The sequence below is a fragment of the Micromonospora sp. NPDC005215 genome, assembly GCF_040607915.1.
In the GTDB taxonomy this organism is placed as follows: Bacteria; Actinomycetota; Actinomycetes; order Mycobacteriales; family Micromonosporaceae; genus Micromonospora.
The window spans coordinates 286,905-302,035 of record NZ_JBEXHQ010000001.1 but is presented as its reverse complement, the minus strand read 5'-3'; the positions used below and the strand labels follow the sequence as shown (position 1 = coordinate 302,035).

Below are 15,131 nucleotides of genomic sequence, written 5' to 3'. Positions count from 1 at the left end.
GCGATCAGACGTAGATCTTCTTGGCGTACTCCGGGCCGTAGTACCGTTCCAGGTCGTCGAGGCTCTCCGTCACCGCCTCGACCTCCTTGATCAGGCGGGCGCGGGACGGCAGCAGGTCGGGCTGCCAGGTCTCCGGCTGCCACAGCGCGGACCGGAGGAACGCCTTCGCGCAGTGGTAGAAGATCTGCTCGATCTCCACCACCACGGCGAGCACCGGCCGGTGCCCCTTGACCGTCATGTCGTCGAACCAGGGAGCGTCGCTCACCAGGCGGGCCCGCCCGTTGATCCGCAGTGTGTCGGTGCGGCCCGGGATGAGGAAGAGCAACCCGACGTGTGGGTTGTCCAGGATGTTGCGGTAACCGTCGGCCCGCTTGTTGCCCGGCCGCTCGGGCAGCGCGATGGTCGTGTCGTCCAGCACGAGGGCGAACCCGGCCGGGTCGCCCTTGGGTGAGACGTCGCAGCTCCCGTCCGCACCGGCCGTGGCCAGCAGACAGAACGGCGACGCGCCGAGCCACTCGCGGTCCCGCTCGTGCAGGCGGCGGCGTTCCTTGTTGGCGGCCCGCGCGGTCGGCACCCCGAGCAGGTCGCGAAGCTCCTCGTGCGAAGTGATCTCCACCGTCACGTGATCCTCCCTCAGGCGTTGACCCGTTGGCGGGCACCGCCGGTTGTCAGCCTAGGCCGCCGTGACCAGTGTGAGGTTTGTGCCCGGTTACCGGGGGTAGGGCCTCATCCGACGCGCCCGCCGCACGAGGACCGTTCCGCAGGACGCCGACCAGTGGAGGCCGGGAGATGGAGAGCCGACTCAAGGTGCTGGGTCACCCAGTCCATCCGATGCTCGTCATGTTTCCGGTCGCGCTGCTGGCCACGGCGGTGCTGTTCGACGTGATCGATACCGTCGGTGGCCCCGACCTCCTCGGCGAGGTGGCGTACTGGAACATCACTGTCGGCCTGATCGGCGGTCTCCTCGCGGCGGCGGCCGGCTCGTTCGACCTGCTGGCCATCCCGACCGGCACCCGCGCCAAGCGGGTGGGTCTGCTGCACGCCGCCGCCAACGTCGCGGTGATCCTGCTCTTCGCCGCCGTGTGGGTCGTCCGGCTCAACGCCGATTCCCGGGCCGCGGGCGGTGCCCTGGTCGCCATCGAGGTGGTCGCGGTGGGGATCCTCGGCATCAGCGCCTGGCTGGGCGGCGAGCTGGTCGACCGGCTCGGTGTGGGCGTCGACCGGGACGCCGGCCTGGACGCGCCCAGCTCACTACGGCCGCCCACGGCCACGCAGCGGATCGGAGAGGTGTGATGAGCGATCAGCAGACCGGCGGATTCGGTCGGGGCTGGCGCGGCGGCCGGCAGCAGGGCTGGGACCCGATGGGGGAGCTACAGTCGCTGCGCGCCGAGCTGAGCCGCCTGGTCGGTGGCCGGGCCGGTGCGTCCGACGTCGAGCTGACCGAGACCGCCGACGGCTGGGAGGTCGTCGTCCGACTGCCCGGGGTGGCACCGGAGGAGGTGGCGGTCGAGCTGGACGACCTCGAACTGTGCGTACGGGCCCGCTCCGAGGCGGAGGTCAACGCCGACCAGGGCATCCCGGGCGGCTTCGAGACCCGGGGCTTCGAATACCGCATCAACCTGCCCTCCCGGGTCGACCCGGAGGCCATCGACGCGGTCATGGATCATGGCCTGCTCCGGGTCCGGTTGCCCCGGGCGACGCGACCCGCGCCGCGCACCATCACCGTCGGTCGGACCGGGCCGCGCTCCGGCGACCCCCTTACCGGTACGCCGATGCCGGCCGACCCCGCCGCGGACCGGGAGCTGCACCGCCCGGACACCGCCGGCGAGGTCGACCGGACGTAGCGGGCTGCGTGACCACTCCGTCCCCGCTCGGCCCGACCGCCGGGCGAGTCGAAGACGTGCGGCGCATCGCGGTGCTGCGCGCCAACGCCCTGGGCGACTTCATCTTCGTCCTGCCGGCGTTGGACGCGTTGCGTGCCGCGTACCCGGCGGCGGAGATCGTGCTGCTCGGAGCGCCGTGGCACGCGAAGCTCTGGCGCGACCGGCCCGGCCCGGTGGACCGGGTGCTGGTGGTGCCGCCCGCGCCGGGCATCCGTGCTCCCGAGCCGGGCGAGCCGGAGTCGTCGATTGACGACTTCCTGGCCGCCGCGACCGGCTTCGACCTCGCGGTGCAGATCCACGGCGGCGGTGCCAACTCCAACCCGCTGATCAGTCGCCTCGGTGCCCGGGTGACCGTCGGCCTGCGCGCCGAGGACGCGCCGCCGCTGGACCGGTGGCTCCGCTACGTCTACTACCAGCACGAGGTGATCCGCTACCTGGAGGTGGTGGGGCTGGTGGGAGCGCCGGCGACCACCATCACGCCGACGCTGGCGGTGACCGACGCCGATCGAGCCGAGGCTGCCCAGGTGCTCGGCCCGGCGGACCGGCCCCGGGTGGCGCTGCACCCCGGAGCCAGCGACACCCGCCGCCGCTGGCCCGCCGAGCGGTTCGCCGAGGTGGCCCGTGAGCTGCACGGCGACGGGTACGAGGTGCTGGTCACCGGCACACCCGCCGAGCAGGAGGTGGTGGACCGGGTGGTCGCGGCGGCCGGAGTCCCGGTCCGACCCCAGGTGGGCACACTCAGCCTCGGCGGGCTGGCGGGCTGTTACGCCGACTGCGCGTTGGTGATCTCCAACGACACCGGCCCGCTGCATCTAGCCGCCGCGGTGGGCGCCCCGACGGTGGGCATCTTCTGGGTCGGCAACCTGATCAACACGGCCAACCCGTTGCGGGGTCGGCACCGGCCGATCTGCTCGTGGACAGTGCACTGTCCGGTGTGTGGGGTGGACTGCACGCCGGGCATCTACCCGCACCGGCCGGGCGACGGAGAGTGTCCACACCAGGATTCGTTCGTCACCGACGTGCCGGTTGCCGAGGTGCGGGAAGCGGCCCGGGAGCTGCTCACCCCGCAGTGAGCGGCGTCAGGCCGGCTGGGGGCTGTCCTCGTCGGCCAGGACGACCTCCCACGCCTCCACGTCCCGGTCGGTGACGGTGGTGGGGGACTCCAGGTGGTACGCGCCGCTGGGCAGGATGCCCGCGCCGCCGTCACGCGCCAACACCGCGAGCTGCGCGGCCACGTCCTCACCCTGGTGCTTCTCCTGCACCCGGCGCCAGAAGTCGAAGCCGCCAGCGCCGACGAGCTTGGCCCGGTCGTAGAGCACGCACCCGCCGATCCAGGACACCTTGTACGCCCGCCACGCACCCACCGGCAGCGCCAACTGCTCGGTGATGTGCAGCAGGTTGGCCGCCGAGTGGATCCGGGCGCGGTTCCACTCCGGGGTCTGCGGGCGGATCCGCTCCGGCGTCGGGATGCCGACCCACTCCTCGTAGAGTCCGTGCGAGTCCGGCCGCAGGTCGTCGGCGTACGAGAGCCCGTGTACGCCGTTGCCGACGAAGCCGCAGCCCAGCTCGCCGATCGCCGTCACCAGCCGGCGCAGCGTCCCCGGTTCCAGCCACACATCGTCGTCGAGGTTGAGGACGTACCTGGCGGTCGAGGCGGCGAGCAGGTACGCCCGGTGCTCGGCCAACCCTCGGCGGGGCAACCGGCGGGTCAGCAGCACCGGGTGACCCCGGTGACGCAGCGCCCGGACCATGGTGGCCGCGGCGGGATGCGCGTACGCCGGATCCCCGTCGGACTGGTCGCTGACCACCACCCCGAACCCGGGCACCCCGTCCTGGGCGGCGAGTCCGCCCAGGGTGACAGCCAACTCGGCGGGCCGGTTCCTGGTCGGAATCAACACGTCGACAAGCCGGTCGGTGCGGAACTCCGCCGGGGTGCCGAGGTCGAGGGGGCGGTTCACGACGCCCGGGTGCGGGAGCTGAGCGACGGGTCGGGCTCCCGCGCGTTGGGGGGTGGCGACGCCTCCTGACTGTGTGACCGGATCCGCTCGATGATCGCCGAGGTGGACCGGTCCGGCACGTACCCCAGGGTGTGCACCTGGCCTCCCAGCCGGCGCACCAGCGGCGCCTCCGGCACCAGCTCCGGCGGGTAGTCCCCGCCCTTGACGTAGATGTCCGGCCGGACCGCCTCGATCAGCGCGGCGGGTGAGTCCTCCTCGAAGACCACCACATGGTCCACACAGGCGAGCGCGGCGAGCAGGGCACCCCGGTCCTCGACCGGGTTGACCGGCCGGTCCGGGCCCTTCAGCCGGCGTACGCTGCCGTCCGAGTTGACCGCCACGATCAGCAGGTCACCCAGTGCGCGGGCCTGCTCCAGGTAGCGCACGTGCCCCCGGTGCAGCACGTCGAAGCAGCCGTTGGTGAAGACCACCGACCGTCCCGCCTCGCGGTACTCGGCGACGATCGCGTCCAGCTCGTCGCTGCCGACCAGCGCGGGATGGCTCATGGTCTCGGTCGGCTGGTCGAGCGCGGTGAGCAGATCCTCCCGCCGGCACACGCAGGTGCCGGTGTCGGAGACGGTGATGGTGGCCGCCAACTGGGCGAGCTGGGCGGCGGTGGGCAGCGGGGCGTCGGCGGCCAGGGCCAACGTCATCGCCGCCAGGTACGCGTCGCCGGCCCCCACGGCATGGCTCGCCGGGACCGGGGTGCTGTGACTGCGCCGCGGCTCCCCGTCGGCGCCACCCACCACCGCCCCCTCGGTGTCCAGGGTCACCGCGACCACGTCGGCACCGGTGTGCGCGCGCAGCTCCGCGAGGCGCGACTCCGCCAGGACGGCCCGGTCCACGCCCTCCCCGGCCCGGGTGTTCACTGTGACGCCGGTGCCGGTGACGCTGAGCCCGTCGCCGGTGAGGGCCACCCGATCCTCGCCCGGGGTGGGCTCACCGACCGGTCCCGGGCGGTCGATCGTGACGTCGTCGGCGCGTACGCCGCCCGGGGCCGCGCCCACTGTCAGCTCGGACGGGCCATCGGCCGGGTCACCGTGCGGGTGCTCCAGGTGCAGTTCGGTGCCGGCGGTCGGTCGGGTCGGGCCGCCGGCTCGGGCCAGCAGCCGGGTCGCCTCGGCGAAGCTGGGCGTGACCACTGTCGGCGCGAGGCCCCGCCAGTCGGCCAGGTCGTGGGCGTCCAACGCGACAGTGGCGTACCGCTCGCGTTGCTCGACCAGCCACGCGCGGACCGGCGCGGGCAGCGCCCCCAGGCCGTAGTCGCAGACCACCAGGGTCGGCGCCTCCCCACCGGCGGCGGCGCGCAGCTCCTCGGTGGCGCAGCTCAGGGCGGTGAGCAGCCGGGTCACGCCCTCCGGGTCGAGCGCGTCGTCCGGGTCGCCGGAGTCCTCGCGGAGCAGGATCTGGTTGCCGGCGAGCATCCGCCGCTTCACCGGAGTGGGCCGTCCGGGCTGGTTGACAGTGCGGTCCCAGACGCCCGCGCGATCCAGACAGTCGTGCAGCTCGTCGCCGGCCACGTCGGCGCCGACCGGTGCCACAAGCACCGCCCGGCCGCCGAGGGCGGCGACGTTGACAGCGGTGTTCGCGGCCCCACCGGCGGCGGAGATCCGTCGGCGCAGGGTGAGGACCGGTGCGGGCGCCTCTCGGCAGAGCCGGTCGGAGTCGGCGAACCGCCACTCGTCCAACATGGCGTCACCGACGATCAGGACTGGGCGTTCGAGCCAGCTCTCCACGACGGTGGCGAGCCGGCGCTGTTCCGCTGCTGCTCCTGCCATGCCTCCCGGGGTCCCCAGCGGCCTGCTGGACAAACCTGCGGGGCGACCGGTGCCGCTGGTCAGGCCCCCTTCGATGGGCCCTGACCGGTCCGAACCGGTCCGAACCTGTCCGACCTGTTTCGGGCGTTCGAGGGCGGGAAGGGGACTGAGGTACCCCCGGAACCTGGGGTCGGGGGGGCCTGGGGGAGGGGGGTGGGGGTTTGGCGGGGATGGGGTTTTTTTGCGGTTCGGCGCATGTTCTGCGGCCTGCGGGATAGAAGGCCACATGACCACCGAAGCCTCCGCCGCGCCGGTGCTGAATCGTCAGCAGATCCGGCTGCTCATGTTCGGCCTGATGACCGGCATGCTGTTGGCCGCACTCGACCAGACCATCGTCGGTACGGCCCTGCCGACCATCGTCGGGGAGTTGGGCGGGATCAACCACTACTCGTGGGTGGTCACCGCGTACCTGCTCGCCTCGACGGCGTCGACGCCGCTGTACGGCAAGATGGCCGACCTGTACGGGCGTCGTCCGGTCTTCCTCTTCTCGATCGGCACGTTCCTGGTCGGGTCGCTGCTGGCCGGGCTGTCGCAGAACATGACCCAGTTGATCGTCACCCGGGGCATCCAGGGCCTCGGCGCCGGTGGTCTGCTGACGCTCGCGTTCACCATCATCTCGGACGTGGTGTCACCCCGGGAGCGTGGGCGCTACCAGGGTCTCTTCGGCGCGGTCTTCGGGATCTCGTCGGTGGCCGGGCCGCTGGTCGGTGGGTACTTCGCGGAGACCGACTGGCGGTGGATCTTCTACATCAACGTGCCGCTGGCGATCCTGGCCATTGTGGTCTGCTACCACGTGATGCGGCTGATCCCGTTCGAACGCCGGGACCACTCGATCGACTGGCTCGGTGCCGGGCTGCTGGTCGCCGGGGTGAGTTCGCTGCTGCTCGCGTTGAGCTGGGGTGGCAACGAGTACGCCTGGGGATCGGGTGTGATCATCACGCTCTTCGTCGTCGGTGCGGTGCTGGGGGTGCTCTTCGTCCTCCAGGAGGCCCGGGTGGCGGAGCCGATCCTGCCGCTGCGGCTGTTCCGGAGCGCCACCTTCGCCCTGGCCAACTCGGCACTGCTCATCATCGGCCTGGTGATGTTCGGTTCGATCATCTTCATCCCGCTGTACCTGCAGATCGTCAAGGGCGCCTCGCCGACCCGCAGCGGTCTGCTGATGCTGCCGATGATGGCCGGCATCATCATCACCTCGATCCTGACCGGTCGCGCGATGACCCGGATCGGCCGGTACAAGTGGTTCCCGGTGGCCGGCTCGGTGACTTTGCTGATCGGCATGTTCCTGTTCACCCGGCTGGAGGTGAGTACCTCCCTCTGGGTGGCGTTCGGGTTCATGGTGGTGATCGGCGTCGGGCTGGGTCTGTGTATGCAGTCGTTGATCCTGGCGGTGCAGAACGCGGTCTCGGTCCGCGACCTGGGTGCGGGGACGTCCTCGGCGACCTTCTTCCGGTCGCTGGGTGGTTCGTTCGGAGTGGCGATCCTCGGCACGGTGCTCTCGTCCCGGCTGGCCAGCGGGCTCGGCGACCGGCTGCCCGGGGCGATCGCGCAGCTTCCGCCGCAGGAGCAGGCCGCCGTGGCGGCGAGTGGCGGCACCAACATCTCGATCAACGATCCGGCCACCATCCTGGCCCTGCCGGGGCCGGTCCGCGCGGCCATCCAGGGCGCCTTCGTCGACGCGCTGGACATGGTCTTCCTGACCGCCGGCCTGATCGCCATCGTGGCGGTGGTGGTCACCCTGACGCTGCCCAACACGCAGCTGCGGGGTGCCGGCCCGCAGGGTGCCACCGGCGGCGCCGACCCGCTCGGCGGTGAGGCCCCGGCCCCGGGCGGCAAGCCGTTGACCCGCGAGTCCAAGGAGGAGGCCGCCGCCGACATGGAGGCCAAGTCCCAGACGATGATCTGATCCGTGTTCGCCGACCGCCCCGGTCCGGGGCGGTCGGTGTCACCCGGCCACGAGGCGGAGCGGCTGCGGGTGTTGGCCGTTGAGACGGTCGAGCGCGGCGGAGGTTGCCGCGTCGGCAGGCAGGTAAGCGATCAGCCGTTGATCGTCCTCGGCGGGAAGTTCGAGGGTCTCGTACGCGAGCCGGAGCATGCCCGCCTCGGGATGGGCCAGACGAAAGACGCCGCTGGGCTTCGCCAGGCCCGGAACCGTGTCGACGCGATGGGTGAAGGCGTCGCCGGCGGTGACTGTCAGCTCGTCCGCCAGCGCGGCCATCGGCGGGTATGACCGGAACGGGCCTTGCTTGAGGGCGGCGACCTGCTCGTCGGCGATGTGGTCCCAGTCCGGGTACGCGCTGCGTGCGCGGCTGTCGGTGAGGACGAACCGGGCGAGGTTGGGCTCTGCCGCGTCCAGGATCCCGGTCGGTCCAGCCAGCCGCTCGAAACCGGTGGTGTGGGCGAGGATGTCGCTGAGCTGGTTGAGCAGCACCACGGGTGTGGGTTCGAGGCGGTCGAGCAGTGCCTGCACGGTCGGGCGTACCGAGCGCGCCGCTGTGCTCTGGCCCCGGCAGTTGAAGCCGGGATCGCTCGCCTTGGTGAGGTGGTGCAGGTGGACGCGTTCGTTGCGGGTCAACCGGAGTGCGTTGGCGAGCGCGGCGAGCACCTGCGGAGACGGCCGACGGTCGCGGCCCTGTTCGAGTCTCGTGACGTACTCCACGCTTACGTCGGCGAGGGCCGCCACCTCGGAGCGGCGTAGCCCGGCGGCGCGCCGGCGGGGCCCGGTGGGCAGCCCCACCTCGGCCGGAGTCACCGCTTCACGGCGGACGCGCAGAAACAACCCGAGCTCGTTGTCGCTCACCACCCGAACGTAACAACGTCTGCCCTCCGGATGGTGTCCCTGCTACTACCAGCCTCAGTCCGGCCTCCCTGGCATCCGGCGAACTGACGACCGTTGGGAAGGCGTTCGACAGCGGTCGAGCGCGAATCCTGTCGGTAGGAGCCGAATCATGAGTCGTACGGTTGCGATCGTCGGTGGCGGTTACGGGGGCACGGCGGTCGCCAAGGCGTTGGAGGCAGAGGCTGATGTCGTCCTCATCGATCCGCGGGACGCGTTCGTCAACGTCGCGGGATCGCTGCGGGCGCTGACCCGGCCGGACTGGGCCGGCAACATGTTCTTCCCCTTCGACACGGTCCTCCCGCGGGGCAGGGTGATCCGGGATCGAGCGGTCTCGGTGGATCCCGGCGGCGTCACGCTGGCCTCGGGTCAACGTGTCGCGGCGGACTACCTGGTCCTGGCCACCGGATCCGGGTACGCCTACCCGGCCAGGCCGACGGCCGACTCCGTCGAGGAAGCGCTCGACGACCTACGCCAGACCAACAAGGAGCTGGCCAGCGCGGAGCGGGTGCTGATCCTCGGCGCCGGGCCGGTCGGGTTGGAGTTGGCCGGTGAGATCAAGGACGCCTGGCCGGACAAGCACGTCACCATCGTCGATCCGGCCGAGCGACTGCTGCCCGCCTTCGGGTCGGAGATGCGCGCTGACCTGCACCGGCAGCTCGACGAGTTGGGCATCGAAGTGCGGCTGGGCACGAGCCTGGCCGCGCCCCTGGCCACCGAGGCCAATCGGGCCGCGACGTTCACGGCCACCACCACCGGCGGCGACGAGATCACCGCCGACATCTGGTTCCGTGCCTACGGCGTGCGGATCAGCAGCGACTACCTCGCCGACGGCCGGCTGACAGCGCTCACCTCGCAGGGGCAGGTGGCCGTCACCGAAACCCTCAACGTCCGCGGGGTCGACGGCATCCTCGACCATGTCTACGCGATCGGCGACCTCACCGATGTCGCCGAGGACAAGATGGCCGCGTACGCGTTGCGGCACGCCGAGGTCGTGGCGCAGAACATCGCCGCCCACCTGCGGGGCGAGCAGCCGACGGCCACCTACCAGCCCATGCCGGACCCGATGATCCTGGTCCCGCTCGGGTCGCGGCACGGTGTTGGTCAGCTGCCGACGCCCGACGGCCCCGCCGTGGTTTCTGCCGCGACGGTCTCCGAGTACAAGGGCGTCGACCTGTTCACCGGCCGCTTCATCGAACAGTTCGGCCCCACCGCAGCCTGATCAGCCGGCACCCTTGATCAACACGAGATCATGGAAGTTGGGGCGTCCTTCGCAGTGGGACACCCCGACTTCCGTGAACCCGAGTCGATCACTGCTCTACTTCTCTTCGGTCGGAGGAGTCGAGCGACCAGTGCCAGGTATCAGGCGCCAGGCGAGAGGTGACGCCCGTCAGGCGGGGCGACGGTAGACGCCGTACCACCAGGTCGCGGCCAGCTCGCGAGCGGCGGCCGCGTCGGTGGCGGGGTCGGCCGTGGTCGTGCTGACGTGGTCGGCGAGGAAACGGTCACCACCGTGCACGATCAGCCGGCTCGCGGTCTCCACGTCCAGGCTCGCGGGGGTACGCCCGGCCTGCTGCTCGGCGCGAAGCGCCTTGACGGTGCGCGTCACGAACTGCTCCAGCCCCGCCGCCCAGTATTCGCGCACCACCTCGTCGTACGCCGCGACCTCACTGATCGCCGCCAGAACCGGGGCGTATGTCCGGTAGATCCGAATAATGTCGGCGAAGACCTCGGTGAGCACCGCGAGCGGGTCACCCGGTCCGCTGGGGTTCCAGTCGCCGGTGCGGCCGAAGGAACTCTCGCGCATGGTGCCGGCGAGGCGCATGAGCAGCTCGCTCTTGTCCCGGAAGTGGGTGTAGAAGGTCGACCGCGCCACCCCGGCCTCGGCGGCGATCCGCTGGACGCCGAGGTCGGTGAAGCGAGCCCCCTGCTGGAGCAGCCGCTCGGTGGCCGCCAGCACCCGCGCCTCGACGGCGGCTCGCCCGTCGGGGTTGCTCGGGCGGCGGCGGGTGATCGAGGGCATAGCCGGAATCCTAGGTGGCCGGGGGCCGGATCGGCGACGTACGCTCGTTGCCGGACACACTGTCCGACACTGTGACCAGGGAGTGCCCGACCTCGGCCTCCGAACCCCCCGCATCACGAGGAGCGACACGTGAAGTATCGACTGCTGGGCACCACCGGGGTGTACGTCTCGGAGATCTCGCTCGGCGCGATGACCTTCGGCGGCAGCGGGCACCCGCTCTGGGGCACCCTCGGCGGGCTGGCCCTGCCCGACGTGCAGCGGATGGTGGACACCGCGCTGGACGCGGGGGTCAACTTCGTCGACACCGCCGACGGTTACAGCGACGGCGAGAGCGAGGAGCTGCTCGGCCAGGCGCTCGGCAAGCGGCGTCGCGACGTGGTGCTGGCCACCAAGGTGCACTCCCGGACCGGCCCCGGCCCGAACGACGTCGGCACCTCCCGGCTGCACATCATGCAGAACCTGGAGGACAGCCTGCGCCGGCTCGGCACCGACCACATCGACCTGTACCAGATCCACAACTTCGACCAGGTCACCCCGATGGAGGAGATGCTGCGCGCGCTCGACGACGCGGTCCGGCAGGGCAAGGTCCGCTACATCGGTGCCGCCAACTTCGCCGCCTGGCAGCTGTCCAAGGCCCTGGGTATCTCCGCGCGCGAGAAGCTGGCCGGCTTCGTCTCCGTGCAGGAGTACTACTCCCTGTTGGGTCGGGACGTCGAGCGCGACGTGGTGCCGATGGCACTCGACGCGGGCATCGGGCTGACCGTGTGGAGCCCGCTCGCCGGTGGATTCCTCTCCGGCAAGGTCAGCCGGGACGGCGCGGTCGCCGACAGCGACGCCCGCAGCGCCCAGCCTGGCTACGCCAGCTTCACGCCGTTCGACCCGGAGACCGCCTTCGGTGTGGTCGACGTGCTCAAGGGCGTCGCCGAGCGGCACGAGGTCAGCCCGGCCCGGGTGGCGGTCGCCTGGCTGCTGTCCCGGCCGGCCGTGACCAGCGTGATCGTCGGGGCCCGCAAGCACGAGCAGCTGGTGGACAACATCGCCGCCTCGGAACTCACGCTGACCGAGCAGGATCTCGCCGAACTGGACGAGGCCACCAAGCTGCCCGTCGCGTACCCGAACTGGATCCAGGAGGGGTTCTTCGCCGGGCTGCGCCACCCGCAGTAAGGCCGACCTACTTGAGGATGAGCCGGTTGGTCTGCTCGAAGACGTCCAGGTCGGCAAGGGTTTCGGTGACCGAGGTGGAGAGTGGGGCGGGGAACCGGTCGCGGGGGAAGAAGCCCGCGTCGGTGGTCTCGTCGGTGACCCGGGTCAGTTGCCCGTCCCACTCCTCCACCCGGAACGCCGTGGTGAAGATCTGGTACGTGTGCCCGTACATGTTGGTGCTCGTGCGGTCCGGGCTGGTGTAGAGGGCGAACGCGCAGACCCGCAGCGCACGCAGCCCGGTCTCCTCGCGGACCTCGCGTACCGCGCAGTCGGCGATCGACTCGCCCAACTCCATCGCACCGGCCGGCATGGCCCACTGGCCGTTGTCCGAGCGTTGGATCAGCAGGATGCGTCCGGCGTTGTCGCTGACCACGGCACGGGCGCCGACGAACATCAGCGTCCGATCACCGGCGAGCGCGCGCAACTGCCCTACGTACGAGTCGGCCCAGGAAATGCTCACCTGCGACAATTTACGGGGGTTCCCAACGTGTGACCGCCGACACTAGCTTGTTACCCATGCGTAGCACGATGATGGACGCCCCTCTGCAGATCTCCCGGATCCTCGATCACGGCGCAGGAGTGCACGGCTCTGCCGAGGTGGTCACCTGGACGGGCGTCGAGCCCCGCCGGATGACGTACGCCGAGGTGGGCCGCACCGCCGCCCGGCTGGCGCACGCGCTGCGCGACGAGTGCGGGGTGACCGGCGACGAGCGGGTCGCCACCTTCATGTGGAACAACAACGAGCACCTGGTCGCCTACTTCGCGGTGCCGAGCATGGGCGCGGTGCTGCACACGCTCAACATCCGGCTCTTTCCCGACCAGGTCGCCTACATCGCCAACCACGCCGAGGACCGGGTGGTGCTTGTCGACAGCACGCTCATCCCGCTGCTGGCCCGGGTGATCGGTGAGCTGACCACCGTGCGGCACGTGGTGGTGGTCGGTGGCGGCGACCCGGCGCCGCTGGTGGCGGCGGCCGGTGACCGCATCACAGTGCACCAGTGGGACGCGCTGCTCGCCGACCGGCCCGAGGTGTACGACTGGCCCGAGGTGGACGAGCGTGACGCCGCGGCGCTCTGCTACACCTCGGGCACCACCGGCAACCCGAAGGGCGTGGCCTACTCGCACCGGTCGATCTACCTGCACTCGTTGCAGGTCTGCATGCCGGAGGGCTTCGGTCTCGGGCCGACCGACCGGGAGCTGGCCATCGTGCCGATGTTCCACGCCATGTCGTGGGGTCTGCCGTACGCGGCCTTCCTGTCCGGCGCGTCGCTGATCATGCCGGACCGGTTCCTCCAGGCCGCGCCGATCGCCGAGATGATCGCGGCCGAGCGGCCCACCCTGGCCGGTGCGGTGCCGACCATCTGGACCGATCTGCTGGCCTACCTGGACAGCCACGACGTGGACACGTCCTCGCTCACCGAGGTGATCGTCGGCGGCTCGGCCTGTCCGCCGGCGCTGATGCACGCCTTCGACGAGCGGCACGGGATCGACGTCATCCACGCCTGGGGGATGACCGAGATGTCCCCGCTGGGATCGGTCTCGCGTCCGCCGGCCGGCGCGACCGGCGAGCAGGGCTGGCGGTACCGCTACACGCAAGGGCGGGTGCCGGCGGGGGTGCAGGCGCGGATCGTCGGCCCGTCCGGCGGGCCACTGCCAGCCGATGGCAAGGCCGTGGGCGAGCTGGAGGTCCGGGGGCCGTGGGTGACCGCCCGGTACGTCGGTGACGACGCCCCGGACGAGGAGAAGTTCCGGGACGGCTGGTTGCGTACCGGCGACGTGGGCACCCTCTCGTCGGACGGCTACATCACGCTTACCGACCGCGCCAAGGACGTGATCAAGTCCGGCGGTGAGTGGATTTCCTCGGTGGAGCTGGAAAATGCGCTGATGGGCCACCCGGCGGTGCTGGAGGCGTGCGTGGTGGGTGTGCCGGACGAGCGGTGGGACGAGCGACCGTTGGCCACCGTGGTGGTCCGGGAGGGCGCCTCGGTGACCGCCGAGGAGCTGCGGGACTTCCTGGCCGGCTCGGTGGCGCGCTGGCAGTTGCCGGAGCGCTGGGCGTTCATCGACACGGTGCCGAAGACCAGCGTGGGCAAGTTCGACAAGAAGGTCGTCCGTTCGCGGTACGCCGAGGGTGAGCTGACTGTCCGGGAGCTGACAGCGCCGTAACGTTTCCCCCGGCACTGTCGCCGGGCGGGGTGGAGTGCCACTCGACATTCCTCCGCAGGGGGCGGCCCCGGCGTTCGCACCGCGCCGGGGCCGCCCGTTCCACGCGGGGCGACCCGCAGAATCATTGTTGCGAAACTTGTTCGTCTCTGTCCTGATGACGGGGAAATCAGGTGATCAGCGACCCGATCAGGCGTCGCTTGTGGTGATGAGCACCTTGCCCACCGTCGAGTCCTCCACCGCCTGGTGCGCCGCAGCTGTCTCGGCCAGGGCGTACTGGTGCAGCGGCAGCCCGGCATCGGCGCCGACCCGGAGACCGCCCTGGCTGGCCGCCGCCGCCACGTCCTTGACGCCCTGCGCCTTGGCGGCCTTCGGCTCGGTGTAGACAAGCACGAACTGCCACCGCGCGTTCGGCGCCATCATCGCCCGGATCGGGATGGTCACGTCACCGCCGCCGTCGTCCGCGTACATACAGACCGCGCCGCCGTGCCGCAGCACCTGTGCGTCGATCGCGGCGTTGCGGGCCGGGGAGACCTCGACGATCGTGTGCACCCCGTCGGGAGCGATCTTGCGGATCTCCTCGACCACGTCCTGCTCCCGGTAGTTGATGACGTAGGAAGCGCCGGCCGCCGCCGCGAGCTGCGCCTTCTCGGCGCTGCTCACCGTGGCGACCACCGTGGCGTCGGCCCAGCGGGCGAGCTGGATCGCGGCGTTGCCGACCGCGCCCGCCCCGCCCTGCACCAGCACCGTGTGGTCGGCCAGCGCACCGGCGCGCAGCGTGTCCGGCATGAACTCGCCGGCGGTCAGGCAGCGGTGCGCGGTGAGGAACGGAATGCCCAGGGCGGCCCCCAGCTCGAACGGGGCGTCGCCGAGGCGCACCGCCTGCCGGACCGGCACCAGCGTGTATTCCGCTGCCGTGCCCCACGGCCGCTGCCAGGCGGCTTCCCAGATCCAGACGCGCTCACCGATCAGGTCAGGGTCGACCCCCTCGCCGACCGCCTCCACCACTCCCGCGCCGTCCTGCCCGGGGATCTGCCAGTCCTTCGGCGCAGCGGAGCGCCGGGACTTCCAGTCGGTCGGGTTGACCCCCGACACCGCCATCCGGACCAGAACCTCGCCAGCCCCCGGCTCGGGCACCGGCCGATCGACCAGTTCCAGCACCGAAGGGTCGCCGGTCTGCTCGTACACGATCGCTTTCATTCGTGGTCTCTA

General features: G+C 71.2%; 14 protein-coding genes. 7 read left to right on the top strand and 7 right to left on the bottom strand.

The window, feature by feature from the left end:
- Positions 1-4 precede the first annotated feature (4 nt).
- Entirely contained in the window at positions 5-622 is a 618-nt protein-coding gene (locus ABZU25_RS01445; RefSeq protein WP_355027335.1) for a pyridoxamine 5'-phosphate oxidase family protein, read from the bottom strand.
- 167 nt (positions 623-789) lie between these two features.
- On the opposite strand from ABZU25_RS01445, the gene ABZU25_RS01440 reads away from it, so the two are divergent.
- Genes ABZU25_RS01440 through ABZU25_RS01430 form a run of 3 tightly spaced genes read left to right on the top strand, consistent with a single transcriptional unit; the run spans position 790 to position 2,956 of the window.
- Positions 790-1,293, top strand: a complete 504-nt coding sequence (locus ABZU25_RS01440; protein ID WP_355027334.1) for a DUF2231 domain-containing protein — start codon at positions 790-792, stop codon at positions 1,291-1,293.
- Positions 1,293-1,844, top strand: coding sequence for an Hsp20/alpha crystallin family protein (locus ABZU25_RS01435; RefSeq protein ID WP_355027333.1), 552 nt, complete (start codon positions 1,293-1,295; stop codon positions 1,842-1,844). The genes ABZU25_RS01440 and ABZU25_RS01435 overlap by 1 nt, the downstream gene beginning before the upstream one ends.
- Before the next feature lie 8 nt (positions 1,845-1,852).
- Positions 1,853-2,956 (top strand): glycosyltransferase family 9 protein, encoded by a 1,104-nt coding sequence (locus ABZU25_RS01430; RefSeq protein WP_355027332.1) that lies wholly within the window; start codon positions 1,853-1,855, stop codon positions 2,954-2,956.
- Positions 2,957-2,962: 6 nt separating this feature from the next.
- Here the strand turns inward: ABZU25_RS01430 and ABZU25_RS01425 are convergent, their stop codons facing one another.
- Both ABZU25_RS01425 and rfaE2 read right to left on the bottom strand, forming a co-directional pair.
- A complete protein-coding gene (locus ABZU25_RS01425; protein ID WP_355027331.1) occupies positions 2,963-3,841 on the bottom strand; it encodes a glycosyltransferase family A protein in 879 nt (292 codons plus the stop codon).
- Complete coding sequence (gene rfaE2, locus ABZU25_RS01420; RefSeq protein WP_355027330.1) at positions 3,838-5,658, bottom strand: D-glycero-beta-D-manno-heptose 1-phosphate adenylyltransferase; 1,821 nt, start codon at positions 5,656-5,658, stop codon at positions 3,838-3,840. The genes ABZU25_RS01425 and rfaE2 overlap by 4 nt, the downstream gene beginning before the upstream one ends.
- A gap of 265 nt (positions 5,659-5,923) precedes the next feature.
- Here rfaE2 and ABZU25_RS01415 point away from each other — a divergent pair, with 265 nt between their 5' ends.
- On the top strand, positions 5,924-7,600 hold the full coding sequence (locus ABZU25_RS01415) for an MDR family MFS transporter (RefSeq protein WP_355027329.1): 1,677 nt from the start codon (positions 5,924-5,926) through the stop codon (positions 7,598-7,600).
- 39 nt (positions 7,601-7,639) lie between these two features.
- On the opposite strand, the gene ABZU25_RS01410 is transcribed toward ABZU25_RS01415, so the two are convergent.
- Positions 7,640-8,494: a helix-turn-helix transcriptional regulator gene (locus ABZU25_RS01410; RefSeq protein ID WP_355027328.1), complete on the bottom strand. Its 855-nt coding sequence runs from the start codon at positions 8,492-8,494 to the stop codon at positions 7,640-7,642.
- A 148-nt stretch (positions 8,495-8,642) separates the two neighbouring features.
- Between ABZU25_RS01410 and ABZU25_RS01405 the strand changes: the two genes are divergently transcribed.
- A complete protein-coding gene (locus tag ABZU25_RS01405) occupies positions 8,643-9,752 on the top strand; it encodes an FAD-dependent oxidoreductase (protein ID WP_355027327.1) in 1,110 nt (369 codons plus the stop codon).
- Between the two features lie 168 nt (positions 9,753-9,920).
- Here ABZU25_RS01405 and ABZU25_RS01400 read toward each other — a convergent pair whose 3' ends face one another.
- Positions 9,921-10,553: a helix-turn-helix domain-containing protein gene (locus ABZU25_RS01400; RefSeq protein ID WP_355027326.1), complete on the bottom strand. Its 633-nt coding sequence runs from the start codon at positions 10,551-10,553 to the stop codon at positions 9,921-9,923.
- 129 nt (positions 10,554-10,682) lie between these two features.
- Here ABZU25_RS01400 and ABZU25_RS01395 point away from each other — a divergent pair, with 129 nt between their 5' ends.
- Entirely contained in the window at positions 10,683-11,717 is a 1,035-nt protein-coding gene (locus ABZU25_RS01395; protein WP_355027325.1) for an aldo/keto reductase, read from the top strand.
- Between the two features lie 7 nt (positions 11,718-11,724).
- Here ABZU25_RS01395 and ABZU25_RS01390 read toward each other — a convergent pair whose 3' ends face one another.
- Positions 11,725-12,216, bottom strand: a complete 492-nt coding sequence (locus ABZU25_RS01390; RefSeq protein WP_355027324.1) for an NUDIX domain-containing protein — start codon at positions 12,214-12,216, stop codon at positions 11,725-11,727.
- Between the two features lie 71 nt (positions 12,217-12,287).
- On the opposite strand from ABZU25_RS01390, the gene ABZU25_RS01385 reads away from it, so the two are divergent.
- Positions 12,288-13,922: a fatty acid--CoA ligase gene (locus ABZU25_RS01385; protein ID WP_355027456.1), complete on the top strand. Its 1,635-nt coding sequence runs from the start codon at positions 12,288-12,290 to the stop codon at positions 13,920-13,922.
- Positions 13,923-14,108: 186 nt separating this feature from the next.
- Here ABZU25_RS01385 and ABZU25_RS01380 read toward each other — a convergent pair whose 3' ends face one another.
- The gene (locus ABZU25_RS01380; protein ID WP_355027323.1) at positions 14,109-15,119 is read right to left on the bottom strand and encodes an NADPH:quinone reductase; all 1,011 of its coding nucleotides are present in this window, start codon (positions 15,117-15,119) and stop codon (positions 14,109-14,111) included.
- Positions 15,120-15,131: the final 12 nt, after the last annotated feature.